The organism is Actinoplanes octamycinicus, from assembly GCF_014205225.1.
In the GTDB taxonomy this organism is placed as follows: domain Bacteria; phylum Actinomycetota; class Actinomycetes; order Mycobacteriales; family Micromonosporaceae; genus Actinoplanes; species Actinoplanes octamycinicus.
Genome location: NZ_JACHNB010000001.1, coordinates 8890617 through 8907505, shown reverse-complemented (window position 1 = coordinate 8907505; position 16889 = coordinate 8890617). Strand labels below are relative to the sequence as shown.

The 16889-nt window shown below is 73.0% G+C and carries 14 protein-coding genes; 10 read left to right on the top strand and 4 right to left on the bottom strand.

Features of this window, described 5'->3' with window-relative positions; all coding sequences use genetic code 11:
- Nucleotides 1–9 precede the first annotated feature (9 nt).
- The 4 genes from BJY16_RS40295 (at nt 10) to BJY16_RS40280 (ending at nt 5831) form a co-directional block, all read left to right on the top strand.
- Nucleotides 10–1290 (top strand): pectate lyase family protein, encoded by a 1281-nt coding sequence (locus tag BJY16_RS40295; RefSeq protein WP_185044779.1) that lies wholly within the window; start codon nt 10–12, stop codon nt 1288–1290.
- A gap of 132 nt (nt 1291–1422) precedes the next feature.
- On the top strand, nt 1423–4920 hold the full coding sequence (locus BJY16_RS48815) for a beta propeller repeat protein (RefSeq protein ID WP_185044778.1): 3498 nt from the start codon (nt 1423–1425) through the stop codon (nt 4918–4920).
- Nucleotides 4917–5168 carry a hypothetical protein gene (locus BJY16_RS40285; protein WP_185044777.1) on the top strand — a complete coding sequence of 84 codons (252 nt, stop codon included), beginning with the start codon at nt 4917–4919 and terminating at the stop codon, nt 5166–5168. The genes BJY16_RS48815 and BJY16_RS40285 overlap by 4 nt, the downstream gene beginning before the upstream one ends.
- A gap of 93 nt (nt 5169–5261) precedes the next feature.
- Nucleotides 5262–5831: a hypothetical protein gene (locus BJY16_RS40280; protein WP_185044776.1), complete on the top strand. Its 570-nt coding sequence runs from the start codon at nt 5262–5264 to the stop codon at nt 5829–5831.
- Here BJY16_RS40280 and BJY16_RS40275 read toward each other — a convergent pair.
- Nucleotides 5816–6532 (bottom strand): DUF1963 domain-containing protein, encoded by a 717-nt coding sequence (locus BJY16_RS40275; protein ID WP_185044775.1) that lies wholly within the window; start codon nt 6530–6532, stop codon nt 5816–5818. The two genes, BJY16_RS40280 and BJY16_RS40275, sit on opposite strands and share 16 nt — an antisense overlap.
- 397 nt (nt 6533–6929) lie before the next feature.
- Here BJY16_RS40275 and BJY16_RS40270 point away from each other — a divergent pair, with 397 nt between their 5' ends.
- The 5 genes from BJY16_RS40270 (at nt 6930) to BJY16_RS40250 (ending at nt 12370) form a co-directional block, all read left to right on the top strand.
- On the top strand, nt 6930–8012 hold the full coding sequence (locus BJY16_RS40270; protein WP_311775348.1) for a hypothetical protein: 1083 nt from the start codon (nt 6930–6932) through the stop codon (nt 8010–8012).
- A 1109-nt stretch (nt 8013–9121) separates the two neighbouring features.
- Entirely contained in the window at nt 9122–9505 is a 384-nt protein-coding gene (locus BJY16_RS40265) for a hypothetical protein (protein WP_185044773.1), read from the top strand.
- Nucleotides 9502–11580 (top strand): MFS transporter, encoded by a 2079-nt coding sequence (locus BJY16_RS40260; RefSeq protein ID WP_185044772.1) that lies wholly within the window; start codon nt 9502–9504, stop codon nt 11578–11580. Before BJY16_RS40265 ends, BJY16_RS40260 begins: the two co-directional genes overlap by 4 nt.
- Nucleotides 11581–11713: 133 nt before the next feature.
- The gene (locus tag BJY16_RS40255; protein WP_185044771.1) at nt 11714–11917 is read left to right on the top strand and encodes a hypothetical protein; all 204 of its coding nucleotides are present in this window, start codon (nt 11714–11716) and stop codon (nt 11915–11917) included.
- A 9-nt stretch (nt 11918–11926) separates the two neighbouring features.
- Nucleotides 11927–12370: a hypothetical protein gene (locus BJY16_RS40250; protein WP_185044770.1), complete on the top strand. Its 444-nt coding sequence runs from the start codon at nt 11927–11929 to the stop codon at nt 12368–12370.
- Nucleotides 12371–12437: 67 nt separating this feature from the next.
- On the opposite strand, the gene BJY16_RS40245 is transcribed toward BJY16_RS40250, so the two are convergent.
- From BJY16_RS40245 to BJY16_RS40235, 3 genes are all read right to left on the bottom strand, one after another.
- Entirely contained in the window at nt 12438–13451 is a 1014-nt protein-coding gene (locus BJY16_RS40245; protein ID WP_185044769.1) for a LacI family DNA-binding transcriptional regulator, read from the bottom strand.
- A 233-nt stretch (nt 13452–13684) separates the two neighbouring features.
- On the bottom strand, nt 13685–14692 hold the full coding sequence (gene gap, locus BJY16_RS40240) for a type I glyceraldehyde-3-phosphate dehydrogenase (RefSeq protein ID WP_185044768.1): 1008 nt from the start codon (nt 14690–14692) through the stop codon (nt 13685–13687).
- A gap of 52 nt (nt 14693–14744) precedes the next feature.
- Nucleotides 14745–15671 (bottom strand): GlxA family transcriptional regulator, encoded by a 927-nt coding sequence (locus BJY16_RS40235; protein ID WP_239176589.1) that lies wholly within the window; start codon nt 15669–15671, stop codon nt 14745–14747.
- Nucleotides 15672–15878: 207 nt separating this feature from the next.
- On the opposite strand from BJY16_RS40235, the gene BJY16_RS40230 reads away from it, so the two are divergent.
- Nucleotides 15879–16889 (top strand): LacI family DNA-binding transcriptional regulator, encoded by a 1011-nt coding sequence (locus BJY16_RS40230; RefSeq protein WP_185044766.1) that lies wholly within the window; start codon nt 15879–15881, stop codon nt 16887–16889.

The window sequence follows — 16889 nt, the reverse complement described above, 5'->3', positions numbered from 1 at the left end:
GGAGAGCTCATGCTGCGAAGAACCGCTCTCGCGGTGACGTCCGGTCTCCTCCTCGCCGGCGTCGCCACCGTCCCCGCCTCCGCCACCGCCGTCACCGTCCCCGCCGCCGCCCGGGAAGTCCTCCCCGCGAACGACGGCTGGGGATCGGGCACCACCGGCGGCTCGGCCGCCGCGGACGACCACGTCCACGTGGTGCGCACCCGCGACGAACTCGCCGCCGCGTTGAACCCGGCCGACACCGCTCCCCGGATCGTGCTGGTCGCCGGCACCCTCCGGCCGAACGGCGACTGCGCCTCCTACGCCGACCCGGACTATTCGCTGGACGCGTTCCTGGCCGCCTACCAGGGCGTCACCACGAAGCCGGCCGGTCCGCTCGAGGACGCCCGGGTCCGGTCCGCCAAGAACCAGGCGGCCGACGTCCAGCTCAAGGTGCCGTCCAACACCACCATCTTCGGCCTGGCCAACGCCCGGCTGGTCGGGCTCAACCTGCTGGTGTCCGGCGCGGACAACGTGATCATCCGCAATCTGCGGCTGGAGGACGCGGCCGACTGCTTCCCGCTCTGGGATCCGACCGACGGCTCGGCCGGCAACTGGAACTCCGCCTACGACCTGGTCACGCTGACCGGTTCCACCCATGTCTGGGCGGACCACAACACGTTCAGCGACGGCGACAACGTGGACGCCGCCCAGCCGCTGTACTACGGCCGGCCCTACCAGGTGCACGACGGCGCATTCGACGTGATCCGGGCCTCGGACCTGGTGACCGTCTCCTACAACGTGTTCCAGGAACACGACAAGACGATGCTGATCGGGTCCACCAACACGGTCGGCGCGGACGTCGGCAAGCTCCGCGTCACGATCCACCACAACAAGTTCGCCAACACCGGCCAGCGGGTCCCGCGTGTCCGGTTCGGACAGGTCGACGTCTACGACAACTACTACTACGCCACCGACGAGGACACCTACCAGTACTCCTGGGGTGTCGGCGTCTACTCGGCGATCTACGCGGAGAACAACTTCTTCCTGCGCAGCGCCGACATCCCGCTCGACACGGTGGTCTACCACTGGGGCGGCACCGGGATGACCGAGAAGGGCACCCTCACCCGGGTCGGCACCGGCGGGATCACCGAGGTGAACCTGCTGGCCGAGTACAACGCCACCCACGACCCGGACCTGGCCACCGACGCCGGCTGGACGCCGGCTCTGCGGCCCGGCCCGCTCACCCCGACCGCGCAGGTGCCCGCGGTGGTCAACGCCCGCTCCGGCGCGGGCCGCCTCTCCCTCGCATAGATCAACACCCGTTTTTCGTACGCGGTGAGCACCCGCCCGCACCACGAAGTCTCCGGCGCGGGCGGGGGATCCTCGTGTCGCGTCCCAGCCGGGCCATTGACACGCCCCCGGCCCGGCGCGAACCGTTCCGTTATGGACCGTGAGCAGCGCCGGCGAGGGAAGCGGGGCCGAGCCCTGCGCCGCGCCGCCTACGTCGGCCGCCAGCAGTCCGGTCTCGATCAGGCTGCCCTGGACGAGGCGATGGCCACCCGCCAGCCACCCGCCGACGACGGCGCCCGCTGGGTCCCGATCGGCCCGTCGGTCGTCCGCAAGGGCCAGGCCGTCGACCATCCCCGGGTCACCGGCCGGATCCGGGACCTGGCCGTCGCTCCGACCGGCCGTCGGGCCTACGCGGCCAGCGCCAAGGGCGGCGTCTGGTACACCGGCGACGGCGGAGCGACCTGGGCCTCGGTCGACGGCGGCGTCGTCCGCGCGCCCGGTGGCCCGACCAACGCCCAGGTGTGCGGCTGCCTGCTCGTCGCGTTCGGGGAGAGCGCCGAGTCGGATGTGGTCCTGGTCGGCACCGGCGAGGAGATACCGGTCGACAACGCGTTCGCCAGCAGCATGGGCGGCGTCGGCGTGCTCGCCGCGACCGGCCCGGTCACCGGGCGGCCCTGGGCGCGCAGCGGCCGCGGTGTGTTCGCTGGCCAGGCGCTGTACCGGCTGGTCCGCGACCCGTCGGCGACGCCCGGCGGGGACGGCGACACGGTGCTCGCCTGCAGCACCGCCGGGGCGTTCCTCGGCGAGCGCGACGGCGGCTACGCCTGGCGGCCCCTGGTCGGCCGGCCCGCCTGCGACGCGGTGTGGCTCCCGGACGGCCGGCTCTTCGTGCTCCTGGTCGACGGCGCGCTGATCGAGCCGGGCCAGTCGGGGGAGATCACGCTGCCGATGCCGGCGGACGCCCGGCGCGAGGGGATCGGCAGCCTCGCGGTGGCCGGACCCGACCGGTTCTACCTGCTGGGCGAGATCGTCCGGGAGGAGGACAAGAAGCCGGCGCTGTGGCGGATCGACGCCCGGCCCGGACAGCAGCCGCGGGCGACCCGGATCGCCGGGGTGCCGAAGATGCTGTGGGGCGGGCAGCGCGACTTCGACCAGGCTCTGGTGGTGGAGAGCCGCGGCGACCTGGACCGGGTCTACCTCGGCGGCTCGGGGCTGGATCCGGGGCTGCGGCACGGCGACCACTGCGCGGCGCTGTACTGCTTCGAGGTCCCCGCGCGGACCGGCCGCAGGCTGGCGCCGGTCGCCGGGATCTCCCGGACCGGCCTGACCGGTGGCGGGGCGGGCGCCGTCCATCAGGGGCTGATCGGCAACACGCTGCACCCGGACGTGCACGTGATCCGGCTGGCCGGCCCGCCGGCGCGACGGCAGGTGTGGACCGGCTGCGACGGCGGGGTGTTCGTGTCGGACCGGGCCGGGCAGGTGTACTCGTTCCGCTCGGCGAACAACGGGATCGCCGTGCTGGAACCGAACTTCGTCCGCGGGCATCCGCGGTCCAGCCAGCTCGTGGCGATGGGCGTGCAGGACAACGGGACGCCGGTCCGGTCCGGGGACACGACCTGGGAGCTGATCCAGGAGGGGGACGGCGGCGGGGTGGTCTTCGTACCGACCGCGCCGCAGGTGTTGATCCGGCAGGTGTACAACGCCGTCTGGGCGTCGGCGCTGGCGAAGGTCGTCGACCCGTTGCAGCGAGCCCCGCGCCGGCCCTCGTTCCCGGAGCGGGACGGTGAGTTCGAGGACGCCGAGTGCCAGGCCTCGGCCTTCTACTCCAGCGCCGCCGTCGTCACCGACCCCGGTTTCCGCCCGCTACGCACCCGGCTGGCGATCGGCACCAACCGGGTCTGGCTGACCGACGACATCGGCCTCGACGAGGAGCGTGCGAACACCTGGCGGGTGCTGCCGCTGGAGCGCGGCCGGCCCGCGGACCCGCGAGCCGGCTGGACGCCGAAGGGCCGCCATCACTACGACCCGGACTTCGGGGTCCCCGGGCTGCGCGGAGTCGTCACCATGTCGTGGGCGTCGACGACCGAGCTGCTGGTGGTCTACGAGCGCGGGCTGGTGCGCTACACCGAGGAGGATCCGGAGAACGACATCTGGTCCGGGCAGGTGCTCCGGGCGGGCGTGCCGCCGCTGCCCAGCGACGCGATCCTGACCGACGTCGGCGCGGTGCCCGGCACCCGGGACTTCTACCTGGCGACCACCGGCGTCGCCGGGACCGGGGTGGAGACGCTCTGGCACCACCGGGACGGGGAGTTCCGCCCCACCGGGCTGCGCGACCAGCTGCTGCCGCGCGACCCGGTGTTCGCGGTGGTCCTGGACCCGGCCGACCCGGCGGTCGTCTTCGCCGGCACGGCCACCGGCGTGTGGCGCGGCGTCCGGGGAGACGACAACGGCCACGTCTGGACCGAGTACACCGCCGGGCTGCCCCGGGCGGTCGTCCAGGACCTGAGCGTCTGGACCGCGCCGGAGGACGAGGAGGAAGAGGACACCGCCGACGCGCCGCGGCTGCTGCGGGCCGCCCTCCAGTCCCGCGGCGTCTGGGAGATCGACCTCGCCCACCCGGCCCGCCGGCACACCTGGATCCGGGCCACCGCGCACGACGACCGGCGCCGGGCGACGGCCGCCGCCGCCGACCCCTGGCCCGCGTCCGACCTGGCCGAGTACCGGTCGCCCGCCCCGGACGACGAGTTCACCGGCAGCCCGGACATCGTGGTCCGGCCCCGCTGGACGGCCACCGGGCGGCCCCCGCGGTTCGCCGGCGAGATCCCCAGCGACACCGACGGCTACGCCGACTTCGACGACTGGTTCCGCCGGACCCCCGACCACCGGCTCTGGACCTTCCAGACCGCCTTCCGCTGGCTCTACCCGGGGGTGGTGGCGAACGGCCTCTGGACGTACACGATGGACACCATGGTCGCGCTGCACCGGGCCTCGCTGGGCTCGCCCGCCGAGCCGGTCATCGACAAGCGGTTGTGGGACGCGGTCGTCCGGACCCGGCTGACCGCCGCCGGGGACCCGACCACCGACCCGTCCGGTACCCCGGCGGTCTTCCGCGCGCCGTGGCAGACACCCCTGGCGCCGGACGCCGCCCCGTGCGAACCCGACCTGACCGAGTTGGTCGTCCCGCCCGCGATCACCGCGGACCGGATCTGGGTGGTCTACCGGGAACCCTGCACCGTCGACGTGCTGGCGCACCACCGCGACGCCCGGGAGGTGCCGGCCGGGGAGGCCGCGGTCACCCTGCTCTGGCGCGCCGGCGGCCGGTCGCCGGACGAGCTGATGGAGCTGCCGGTCACCGGCATCGCCGACTACCTGACCGGGGCGTCCCCGGCCGTCCCCGGCGGCTGGCGGGCGGTGAGCCGGCGGCTCGCGGTGCCGCTCGGCGGTCACCTGCCGCGCGGCACGTCCATCGACGTGGACCTGTCCGCCGCCCCGGCCGGCCGGTTCGCGCTGCCGCTCGCGTACGTCACCTCGACCGCCGACGACCAGCCGCCGCTCCGCCCGCCCGTCTCGCCCCGGGACTCCGTCCGGGAACTGGTGCGCCGCTGGCCCCAGCTGGCCGCCCGCGTCGTCAAGCTCACCGACCGCCCATGACCGGCGACCCGCCAGCCCGGCCGGCCCCGCCATCCCCGCCGGGCCGGCCGCACCCGGCCCGCCTGCGGCTGATCCTCGCCGCGGCCGGCGCCGCCCTGATGTTCCTGGCCGCCCTGTTCCCCACCTGGATCGAGGGGGTCACCTCGCTCGACCCGGACGGCGGCTCCGGCGCCGTGGAGTGGCTGCTCCCGCTGCCCTTCGCCGCGGCCGCCCTGCTTCTCGGCGCCCTCGCCCACCACTCCCACTGACGGCCGCCCCAGGTTCTGTCCCGCCGACGCCGGCCACCACCCGGACTCAGCCGCGCACTCGTTCGATCGGCGGGGCAGACCTAGATTGATGGCGTGATCACCCTGCGGGCCGTCGTCGAGCTGGACGACCTCACCTGGCTCCACCTGGACGGCGACTGCCCGGCCGACCGCGCCGGACTCTTCGTCGGCGCGCTGGCCGGGATCAACCCGGACGACCCGATCGCCGAACGAGTCGATGCCATCCTGACCGACGAGACGCTGATCGCTCAGGGTGGTCTCGCCCTGCACGACACGGTGACCGGGATGTCGGTCCATCCGGGCTGCTGCGCCGGCCTGGAGGACTGGCGTTGCTGGGCAGAGGTCGCGGCCGGTGAGTCCCCGTGGCTCGGCCACTCCCCGGAACCCCGGGTCCAGGTCCTCGACCGGCACCTACGGGTCTGGCAGGACGCCCCGGGACGTGGCGACCACGTCGACGTCACCGGCGCCGAGCTGCGCCGTCTGCTGCTCGGCCTGCAGCGGGACCTGGTCGCCTTCCTGGACGTGCTACGGGCCTGGGCTCGCGCCAACGGCCAGGGCGGGCACGCGGATGCCCTGGCCGCGGCGATCGACCGCCACTTCGTCATCAGCGCGCCGCTGACCGGCCCGGGTCAGGCGACCTCGTAGCTGCGGCGGACGTTGGCGAGGTTGCCGCTCGCCAGGTCCGGGTCGGTGATCCAGAAGGTGATGGCCACCACCTCGCCCCAGGCGGTGCCCTCCACGGCTTCGATCTGGAGCAGCGGGCGGTGGCCGTCGACCGGGGTGGCGAGCTTGTCGTGGTGGCCGAGCAGGCGGTGGCTCGGCGTGGGGAGCAGCGGACGCAGTTCCTCCCGCAGGTCGAGCAGCGCCGAGAGATCGGCCACGTGCGCCGTCAGGTTGATACCGTCCTCCCAGCTCGGCAGGGTGGCCTGCGGGACGGGATCGAGCGGCAGCACCTCGATGGTGCGGCGGCCGGCAGGGAGCGGCGCGACCGGGGTGTCGGCGACGTGCAGGACGCGGCAACCGTCGTCGCCGTCCGGGCCGCCCCACGGAGCGCGGAAGTCGTCGTCGTGGAAGAACAGCAGCCGGCCGCTGTCCGGGAACGGCCAGTCGGCGCCGAGCAGGTCGGCCGCCTCCTCGCAGTCGATCTGGGCCAGCATCAGCATCGGCTCGCCCTGATAGGCGGGCCACTCGAAGGCGGCCACCGCCGGATCGCCGCCGACCGCGCTCCAGCCCTCGTCGGCCACCTCGTAGCCGATCGACGGGCGGGCCTGACCCAGATACCAGTCCGCGGAGTTCGCGTCGAGACGGGTGCGGGTGAGCGCGCGGACCTCGGGAGGCAGATTCATGGTGGCCGAGTCTGACACACGACCATCGGGACAACGAGGCCCGGAAAAACGGTGGGAACACCGGCAGTGACGGGGCCATCGCGTGCGGTTGTGGCGGCTTCCGGTCGTACCGGAAAGGGTTTTTCTGGAAAGAGTCCTGCAAGCGCGAGAATTGCTGCTGGTCAACGGCGATCTTGATAAGCGGCACCTTAAGAACGCAGCGGTCGATTCCTTAAGTTTTCCTTTAGTTCGATCCGCGCTGGGAGCGTTCCCGTAAGGACGGATTGAGAAACACGGTCCGAGCGGAGGGGCAACACAGATGAAGCGATACCGGAGCTACCGGGGTAACGCGGGAGGATCCAACGTCCGGCGCTGGCGGGTCGCCGGCATCGCGGGCGTCGCGGTGGTCCTGGCCGGTGTGGGCCTCGGTGTGGCGAACGCGGCCACCTCGGACGCCGTGCCCACGGTCAACTGCCCGCAGGTCGCGCCGCAGCTGCCGGCCATCCCGGCCAAGGCCAAGGCCGAGGTCGAGCGGAACCTGGCGCTGCTCAACACGCAGATCCAGGAAGCCAACAAGCGGCTCGCCAGCAGCGTCGGGCAGGGCGGCCCCAACTTCATCCAGAACGCGATCCTCGGCCCGCTGAAGGACAAACGCGCCTCGACGATCGACCGGATCGCCATTTCCATCGGACGCGTCGCGGCCAAGCCGAATCTGCCGGTCGACTCGCTCGCCACGTGCGCGCTGAACCAGAACGGCGGCGGAAACGCGGCGCCGGAACCGACCGCGGTGGCCGCCGCGACGGGCGCCCCGGCAGGAAATGGCAATGGCGCGGCGAACGGGGTTCCGACGGTGAACTGCCCGACTGTCGGTGACAAACTCCCGGCCGTTCCGGCCTCCGCCAAGGCCGAGATCGAGCGCAATCTGGCGCTGCTCAACACGCAGATCCAGGAAGCCAACAAGCGGCTCGTCGACACGGTCGGCCAGGGCGGCGCGAACTTCATTCAGAATGCGATTCTCGGCCCGCTGCAGGGCAAGCGGTTCGCGGCCATCAACCGGATGGAGACCGCGATCGGCCGGGCCGCGGCCAAGCCGGACCTGAACGCCGAAGGTCTGTCGCCGTGCACGCTCAACCAGAACGGCGGCGGCAACCCGGCGCCCGAGCAGACCTCGGTGCAGGCCCAGGACCCGGCCGAGGCGGCCGCCAACGCGCCGACCGTGAACTGCCCGGACGTGAAGATCAACGTCGCGATCCCGGCGTCCGCGCAGGCCGAGATCGATCGGAACCTGGCGCTGCTGCAGACCCAGATCCAGGAGGCGAACAAGCGGCTGGCCAGCACCGTCGGCCAGGGCGGCCCGAACTTCATCCAGAACGCGATCCTCGGCCCGCTGCAGGACAAGCGCTTCGCGACGATCAACCGGATGGAGACCGCGATCGGCCGTGCCGCCGCGAAGCCGAATCTGAACGCCGAGGGCCTTTCTCCCTGCTCGCTCAACAAGTGACGACCTAGGTGCGGAAGGGGCCCTTCGGGGCCCCTTTTCGGTGTGCTGGGATTGGCTCGGCTTCGTGCGGCCGGCCGGGTGTGCGCGCCTCGCGGGCGGTGGGTCACTGTTGGCGGTCCGCTGTGCTCGACCGTTTTCGGTACGCCTCCGTTGGCTGGCGTGCGGGTCCCCGCGCGAGGCTGTTGCTTCTCTGGGGTGGCGGCGCGCCGCCTGGTTCGGCTCGGGTCGTGGCTTGCCGCTCGGCTCTATGTCGGACTGCGGCGCGCGGTCTGGCTCTTCCTCGGGCCGTGGCGTGCTGTCTGGTTCTTGCTCGGGCCGTGGCGTGCTGTCTGGTTCTTGCTCGGGCCGTGGCGTGCTGTCTGGTTCTTGCTCGGGCCGTGGCGTGCTGTCTGGTTTCTCCTCGGGCCGTGGCGCGCCGTCTGGTTTCTCCTCGGGCCGTGGCCTGCTGTCTAGTTCTTCTTCGGCTCGCGGCCTGCTGTCGGTTTTGCCGCGCCGCCCGGTCCTTCTTCAGACTGCGGCGCGCCGCTCGCTTCCCTCGGGCCGGGGGCTCGCCGCTCGCCTTGGCCTCGAATCCGGCGCGTCGCTCGCCCTTCTTGGGGTCGCGGGCGCGTCGCTCGCCCTTCGTGGGGTCGCGGGCGGTCGCTCGCCCTTCGTCGGGTCGCGCGCCGCTCGCGTGCACTCGGACCGCGGGCACGGCGCCCAGCAGCCGGTGTCAGTGGAGGCCGTCGTCGGATTGAGTTGTCCACATTCGAGGGCTGTCCACAGGCAGTCGGCGTTAGGGCGGGCTTTTTCGCCACACTGGCAGCGGGGGCCTACCCCCAAGGGAGGGTGGGCGCTGGGCTGGGATGGCTGGGATGGCGGGGATGGCGGGGATGGCGGGCTCGGGACGGCGGGGCTCGGGACGGCGGGGGCTGCGCTGTGCGGTGACCGGCGCGCTCCGGTCGTACGCGAAGATGGGGTTGATCTTGGCTGTGGGATACGGAGCGCGGGCGGGTGCTCACCGGTAGCTGTCGGATAGCACTCGTGATCGCGAGCGTTTTCGTGTGCGGGGCGGTTACGTGGTAGAAATCCGCGCCAGTAAGAATGCCGCGACGACGAGGAGGACCGCCGTGCCGGGCAGTGCGCGCACGATCAGCGGCAGCAGTGTGGTCGTCTATCTCGCGGTCAGCCTGCGGTCGCGGCTGCGGGCGCACGCGGCGGCGACCGGGCGGTCACACACCCAGATCGTGTTCGACGCGTTGAACGACACGCACCCCCGCCTGGCCGAGCTCACCGGCGCCCCGACGCCTGTGGACGGTCTTTTCGTGGCCCAGCGTTCCGGCCGCCGCCAGCACCTCGAGGACCAGGTGCAGGTCTCGATCCGGCCGAACCCGGAGAACCTCGCCGTGATCGACGGGCTGGCCGGCCGGCACACTGGCGGCAACCGGTCCGCGCTGATCGCGGCCGCACTCGACGCGTACCTTCCGGCACCTATGAAGGGCCTCCCCGCATGAAGCAGTTCAACGATCAGTTAGCCAACCTCTGGCAGGACTACGCCGCCCTGGTCTCCCTGGTCGCCGGCCTGCTCGGCGTGGTCCTGCTGATCAGCTTCGCGATCTGGGCGAAACGGTCCGGCAAGCCGCTGCGCCCGATCGCGCTGTCGTTCAGCATGAACCTGGCGCTGCTGCTCAACGCCGAGGGCATGTGGGTGATCGCCACCGAGCAGCTGCGCCTGCCCAAGGTGTTCGCCGTCCTGGTCTTCGCGGTCTTCGAGATCTGCTTCCTGACCGCCACCTCCCTGGCAGCCGAGCAGTACCGGAACACCACGGTCTACGGCCCGGACGGCAAGATCGAGACGCCCGGTCACCCCGGTCCGATGCTGTGGATCGCGGCGCTCATCGCGGCCGTCTCCGGCATCATCGTGGCCAGCAACGCGGTCACCGGCACCGAGAAACTGCTCCGGCTCGCGGTGCCCTGCGTGATCTTCCTGATGTGGTGGGCGGCGCTGACCGCGGCCGGGCAGCGGGTCCGGCGCGGCCGGTTCGCCTACAGCCCGCGGCGGCTCGCCGAGCGCTGGGGCTGGCTGATCCCGGACGACGACCCGGACCTGGCCCGGATGGCCTCCGAGCGGCAGGTGCGCCGGATGGTGGTGAACCACCACCGGGTCAGCTCGGCGCGCTGGCCGAAGTCGTGGTGGCGCAACCGGCTGCTCAAGGACGCCCGGACCGCCGGCGAGCCGGTGGTCGACGACGTGATCGGGCAGCTGGCCCGGATCCAGCGGGTGATGGACCTGCTGATCCCGGCGGACGCGCGCCCGGCGGCCCCGGTGGTCGCGGCGCCGGTGACGGCCGTCCTGCCGGCTCCCGCCGAGGAGCCGGTGACGGCGCCGGTCCGGACCGCGCCGCCGGTGCAGTTCGTGCCGCCGTCGCAGGCCGTCGAGGACGCGCCGGTCCGCCCCACGGTGGCGAAACTGGCCGCGCTGGTGAACTCGACCGCGGAGACGGCGACGCTGGGGGAGCGGCTGGCCGCGGCGGTGACCCCGGAGGAGATGCTCGGCATGCCGGCGCCGGCCCGGGCCGCCGAGCGGGCCGGGTCCGACCGGGCGGAAGTCCCGGCGAGCGGCCCGGTCGCGGCCGCTCCGGTCCCGGCGCCGCGCCGGGCGGACGAGGACACCGTGCCCGGGGCGGTGCCCGCGGTGCTCGGCTCGATCCCGGCCGTCGCCGCGCCGCGTCCGTTCCTCGCCACGACCCCGGTCCCGCAGGCCACGGCCACGAACGGCACCGGAGCCAACGGCAACGGCACCAACGGCAACGGGGCCAACGGCACCAACGGCACGGGCACCAACGGTGGCGGCAACCTGCCGTCGTGGGCGGCCACCCCGACCGGCGCCCAGCGCGCCGTCAACATCGTCGGCTCCCCGTGGTGGCGGCTCGCCGTCGAGCGCCTGAGCCGCCTGGTCGCCGCCGAGATCACCGCCGACAACCTGTCCGAGATGACCTACACCCGGGTCGCCGAGCTGGTCCGCTCGCTCGCGCCGCGGGTGCCGGACCTGGGCGAGGGCGTGGTCCGCTCGTTCGTCAACGACTACGTCCGGGAGATGAACGGCGAGCCCGGCGACGCCGCCTACCCGTGGCGTGACCTGCTCCCCGAGCCGGTCACCGCGCCGGTCGGCTCGCCGGCCTGGATGGCGGCGATCGAGGAGCTGCGCGCCGCGCTGATCGAGGAGATGGAGAGCAGCGACGTCACCGACCCGCGCGAGCTGGCCGTGCTGCTCGCGCCGAGTGTGCCGCGGCTCGACGACGAGACGATCCGCGAGTTCGTCAACGACTACCTCTCCGCGCTCGGCGGCCAGCCGACCGGCGGCGACCAGCCGTGGCAGCACCTGCTGCCCCGCCCGCAGGGCGGCCGCGGCCCGAGCGACGAGGAGATCGTCGAGCAGTTCGGCGCCCAGCTGCACGAGCACCTGCGCACCACCGGCAAGCTGACCCGCTACCGGGTGACCGCGGTGACCGGTGTCAAGAGCCCGGCCCGCGCCGACCGGATCAAGGCGATCATCGAGGACCAGGCCGCGGAGACCACCCCGGCCTGAGGCACGCCCCACCGAAGCGGTCCGGCACCCTCCGGGCCGCTTCGGCGTTTGCGGTACGGCCATCGCCCCTCGACCAGCCTGACTGCCGTGCCGGCCTCCGCCGATCTGGCCCTGGCCCGAGTGCTGTCCCACTGTGGTGGGTCACCTGGCCCGGGCGATCGCCGGGGACCCGGAGAAGTGGTCACTCTTCCTGGACCGGGCGGACGCGGCCGCCGCTCTCGCCGACTTCGCCGGTGCGGCCCGGCGGCGGGATCAGCTGCTGGACTGTCTCGGCGGGGCGCCGGGGCTGCCCGGGGTGCCGCTGGCGGAGCCAGCCAGGTTGCCGGACGGCGGGTAGATTGCCGGGGTGACTGATGTCGATCGGGAGCGCCGGGTCTCCACCACCGGGCGGGCGGTTGTCGGGGTGCAGCTGGGGCTGCTGGTGGCGTACCTGATCGGTAGTTTCGGGATCTTGATCATGGCGGCCGTGCGCGCGGACGACCTCGGGGCGGTCCTGGACCCCGGCCTGGAGCGGCTCGACGACCCGAAGGCCTCGATGGCGATCGGGCCGGACTCGCTGTGGAATCCGCTGGTCTGGATCGTCGGGGCGTGCCGGCTGATCGCCTGGCTGATCTATCCGCTCGGGATCGCGATGCTCCTTTTCGGTCTGGCGACGCTGGTGCCCGCGGTCCGCTCCGGGGATCGGCGGAGCACGGTGGGTCTCGCGCTGCTCAGCGCGATCTGGCTGGGGCTGCTCCTGCTGGCGGCCACGTCGTACGGCCAGGCGCTGACCAGCTGGCTCCTCGACTGACAGCTTGCCCGGCTGGGCGTCACGGGTGTCTCACGGGCGTCGAGACACCCGTGGGGCCCAGCCCGGCCTAGGACGGGGCGGCGCAGCTGGAGCGCCAGACGACCTCGGCGTGGGCGGGCTCGGAGACCGGGCCGGGGTCGTCGCCGAGGGCCAGCGCCATCGCCCGGTCGCCCATGTCGACCAGCGGCAGCTTGACCGTGGTCAGCGCCGGGGTCACGTCCCGGGCGATCGGCATGTCGTCGAAACCGGTCACCGAGATCTGCTCCGGCACCGCGACGCCGCGCTCGCGCAGGGTGGCCAGGGTGCCCACCGCCATCGAGTCGTTCAGCGCCAGGACGGCGGTCAGGCCAGGGTTGGCGTCGAGCAGCTCGGCGGCCGCCGCGGCGCCGCCGTCCCGGGTGAAGTCGGCGTGGACGATCTGCTCGGCGGGCAGCGGCACGCCCAGCTCGGCGGCGGCCCGGCGGACCCCGGAGAGCCGGTCGGTGGTGGTGGTCAGGGTGCGCGGCCCGGCGATCACCCCGACCCGCCGGTGGCCGAGGCTCAGCACCCGGCAGGCCAGCTGGTAGGCGCCGGACTCGTTGGCCGGCAGCACCGCGCTGCCGACCAGCTCGTGCCGGCCGATCACCGCGACCCGGCCGCCGGCCTGCTGGTACGCGTTCAGCTCGCCGTTGAGCCGGGCGGTGAACTCGTCGTCGTGGTAGCCCGACCCGGCCAGGATCAGCGCGTGCACCTGCTGGGCGCGCAGCAGCGCGACGTACGCCAGCTCGCGCTCCGGCTCCCGGTAGCTGTTGCAGATCACCAGCAGCCGGTCGTGCGCCGCGGCCTGCCGCTGCAGCCCCCGGGTGATCTCGGCGAAGTACGGGTCGGACACGTCGTGCACGATCACTCCGACCGCGGACTTGCGGGGGCGGGCGACGTTCTGCGCATGCGCGTTCGGCACGTAGTGCAGCTCGGCGACCGCGGCCAGGACCCGCTCGCGCAGCTCGGGAGCGACCTTCTTGGCGCTGTCGTTGATCACGCGCGACACGGTGGCGGGGGAGACCCGGGCCAGCCGGGCGACATCTGCCAGGGTGACCGCCATCCGCACAGCATAGAGAAAACCCGCCCCGCGTCACGCCCCGGTCCCAGCTGCCCTCGTCGAGGACCCGCTCGCTGCCGCGATGCCGCTGAGACCGGTGCGGATCCTTTTCCGGTACGACCGGGGGCGCTGTGCGAGCCGGCCCGCGAGGTCGCGGCCCGCGCACGACCGTGGCGCGTGTCGTGCGGGTCCGCTCGGGGAGACGCAGGACACGCGCCGGCCGCGGCCGGAACCGGTCAGCGGCCCAGCAGGGTGAGCGTGTCGACCACGCGGTTGGCGAAGCCCCACTCGTTGTCGTACCAGGCGACCACCTTGACCAGACGCCCGTTCGCCGTGGTCAGCAGCGAGTCGAAGATCGACGACGCCGGGTTGCCGGTGATGTCGGTGGAGACCAGCGGGTCCGTCGAGTACTCCAGGACGCCGCGCAGCGGGCCGGCCGCGGCCGCCTCGAACGCGCTGTTGATCTCCTCGGCGGTGACCGGGCGTTCGACCACGGCGTTCAGTTCGACCAGCGAGCCGACCGGGACCGGGACCCGGACCGAGTATCCGGTGAGCTTGCCGGCCAGGCGGGGCAGCACCAGGCCGATCGCGGTGGCGGCGCCGGTGGTGGTCGGCGCGATGTTCAGCGCGGCGGCGCGGGCCCGGCGCAGGTCGCGGTGCGGGCCGTCCTGGAGGTTCTGCTCCTGGGTGTAGGCGTGGATGGTGGTCATCGAGCCGGTCTCGATGGTGGCCAGGTCGTCCAGGACCGAGGCGATCGGGGCCAGGCCGTTGGTGGTGCACGAGGCGTTCGAGACCACGTCGTGCGCGGCCGGGTCGTAGTCGCCGTGGTTGAGCCCGTACGCCAGGGTCAGGTCGGCCCCCTTGGACGGGGCGCTGACCAGCACCTTGCGGGCGCCGGCGGCGAGGTGCGCGCGGGCGTCGGCGGCGGCGGTGAAGCGACCGGTCGACTCCAGCGCGACGTCCACGCCGAGGTCCTTCCACGGCAGGTCGGCCGGGGTGCGCACGCCGGTCACCTCGATCCGCCGGCCGTCCACGATCAGGTGGTCCGCGTGCGCCTCGACGACGCCGTCGAAGCGGCCCAGCGAGCTGTCGTAGCGCAGCAGGTGGGCGAGCGTGCCCGGGTCGGTGAGGTCGTTGATCGCGACGATCTCCACGTCGCTCCCGGCGGCCGCCCGCAGGACGTTGCGGCCGATGCGTCCGAAACCGTTGATGCCGACTCGTGTGGTACCGACTGGAGTTGTCATGTCCCCAGCGTCGCGTTCTCAGCGGGGAATGATCAGGTGGCGGAACGCCACGCTACGCAAGGTTGCCGCCAAAGGTCTTCCGGTACTCGCTGGGCGACGTGCCGAGGATCCGCTGGAAGTGCATGCGCAGGTTGGCGCCGGTGCCCACCCCGACCCGGGCGGCGATCTGGTCGACCCCGAGATCGGTCCGTTCCAGCAGCTCCCGGGCCAGGTCGACGCGGGCCCGCAGCACCCACTGCATCGGCGTGTACCCGGTGTCCTCGACGAACCGGCGGCCGAAGGTGCGCGCCGACACCCCGGCGTGCCGGGCCATCGAGGCGACGGTGAGCGGCTCCTCCAGATGGGCCAAGGCCCACTCCCGGGTCGCCGCGAAGACGTCGCTGAGCGGTTCCGGGATGCTGCGCGGCACGTACTGCGACTGGCCGCCGCTGCGGTACGGCGCGGCCACCATCACCCGGGCGATCGCGTTGGAGGCCTGCACGCCGTGGTCGCGCCGGATCAGGTGCAGGCAGACGTCGATGCCGGCGGCCACCCCGGCGGAGGTCAGGATCTGTCCCTCGTCGACGAAGAGCACCCGCCCGTCGACGGTCACCTTCGGGTACATCCGGGCCAGGGTGGCCGCCTGCAGCCAGTGCGTGGTGGCCCGTCTGCCGTCCAGCAGACCGGCCGCGGCCAGCGCGAACGCGCCGGTGCAGATGGAGACCACCCGGGCGCCGCGGAAGGCCGCGTCGCGCAGCGCCTCGAGCACCCGGGGGTCGATCGGGCCGGTCGGGTCGGTGAAGCCGGGCACGATGACGGTGTCCGCCTGCTCGACGGCTTCCAGCCCGGCTTCGACGTGGAAGCTGAGGCCGTCCCGCCCGGGCTGGACGCCGGGTTGCACCGCGCACGGGACCGCGCGGTAGTTAAGCCCGTGCCGGGGCGCGAAGACCTGCGCCGGGATCCCGACGTCCAGGGGCGCGGTCCGCGGAAGGAGAAGCATTGCCACTGTATGTCCCCGCATGACCACCACTGTGCCGGTCGCGGGGGCGTACCCGGAAGTGGCGGTCGCGACCGCGACCGCAAGGATTCCGCCACCGGAGACCGAGAGCGCTCCCGTGGTCCGAAAGTCGACCACTAGAATCATCGGCCCGGCGGTGTAGCGGTTGTACCTTGTCTCCAGCCGGTTTCGTGGAAAGGACGGCTGGCGATGAGGGATCACAGCAACCGCTCGGCCGGGCGGCCGACCTTGGAGGAGGTCGCGTCCCGCGCCGGTGTCGGCCGGGGGACGGTGTCCCGGGTGGTGAACGGTTCGGCACAGGTCAGTCCGAAGGCCCGCAAAGCGGTCCAGGACGCGATCGACGAGCTGGGGTACGTGCCGAACCGCGCCGCGCGGGCTCTGGTCACCCAGCGAACCGATTCGATCGCGCTCGTGGTCTTCGAGTCCGGGGAGCGTTTCTTCGCCGAGCCGTTCTTCGGCCGGATCGTCCAGTCGGTGTCGTCCGTGCTGGTCGCGCGCAACCTGCAGATGGTGCTGATGATCGCGCAGGCCCCGGAGGAGCGCCGCCAGCTGGAGGGCTACCTGACCCGCCAGCACGTGGACGGCGCGCTGCTGCTCTCGGTGCACGGCGACGACCCGCTGCCGGCGGTCCTGGAGGAGCGCGGCCTGCCCACGGTCCGGGCCGGCCGGCCGGCGCACCCGGGCCCGGTCAGCTTCGTCGACGCGGACAACCGCGGCGGCGCCCGGTCCGCGGTCAGCTACCTGCAGGAGCAGGGCCGGCGCTGCATCGCGACGATCACCGGCCCGATGGACACCGCGCCCGGCGTGGCGCGGTACCAGGGCTACCGCGACGTGGTCGGGGACGGCCCGGCCGCGGCCGGCGACTTCGGCGAGATCAGCGGCGCGATGGCGATGGAGTGGCTGCTCACCAACTATCCGCAGCTGGACGCGGTGTTCGCGGCGTCGGACATGATGGCGGCCGGGGCGCTGCGGGTGCTGCGCCGGGCCGGTCGCCGGGTGCCCGAGGACGTGGCGGTGGTCGGCTTCGACGACTCGGTCATCGCCCGGCACACCGACCCGCCGCTGACCAGCGTCTTCCAGCCGGTCGAGCAGATGGGCCAGGAGATGGTCCGGCTGCTGCTGGCGAAACTGGACGGCGACGAGCCGACCGAGCACGAGACGGTGATGCCGACCCGGCTGATCCTGCGCGGCTCCGCCTGA

Excerpts from the sequence above, each read along its gene's own strand:
- BJY16_RS40295 (WP_185044779.1), top strand. The coding sequence starts at position 10 with ATGCTGCGAAGAACCGCTCTCGCGGTGACGTCCGGTCTCCTCCTCGCC.
- BJY16_RS48815 (WP_185044778.1), top strand. The coding sequence starts at position 1,423 with ATGGACCGTGAGCAGCGCCGGCGAGGGAAGCGGGGCCGAGCCCTGCGC.
- BJY16_RS40285 (WP_185044777.1), top strand. The coding sequence starts at position 4,917 with ATGACCGGCGACCCGCCAGCCCGGCCGGCCCCGCCATCCCCGCCGGGC.
- BJY16_RS40275 (WP_185044775.1), bottom strand. The coding sequence starts at position 6,532 with ATGAATCTGCCTCCCGAGGTCCGCGCGCTCACCCGCACCCGTCTCGAC.
- BJY16_RS40260 (WP_185044772.1), top strand. The coding sequence starts at position 9,502 with ATGAAGCAGTTCAACGATCAGTTAGCCAACCTCTGGCAGGACTACGCC.
- BJY16_RS40245 (WP_185044769.1), bottom strand. The coding sequence starts at position 13,451 with ATGGCGGTCACCCTGGCAGATGTCGCCCGGCTGGCCCGGGTCTCCCCC.
- gap (WP_185044768.1), bottom strand. The coding sequence starts at position 14,692 with ATGACAACTCCAGTCGGTACCACACGAGTCGGCATCAACGGTTTCGGA.
- BJY16_RS40235 (WP_239176589.1), bottom strand. The coding sequence starts at position 15,671 with ATGCTTCTCCTTCCGCGGACCGCGCCCCTGGACGTCGGGATCCCGGCG.
- BJY16_RS40230 (WP_185044766.1), top strand. The coding sequence starts at position 15,879 with ATGAGGGATCACAGCAACCGCTCGGCCGGGCGGCCGACCTTGGAGGAG.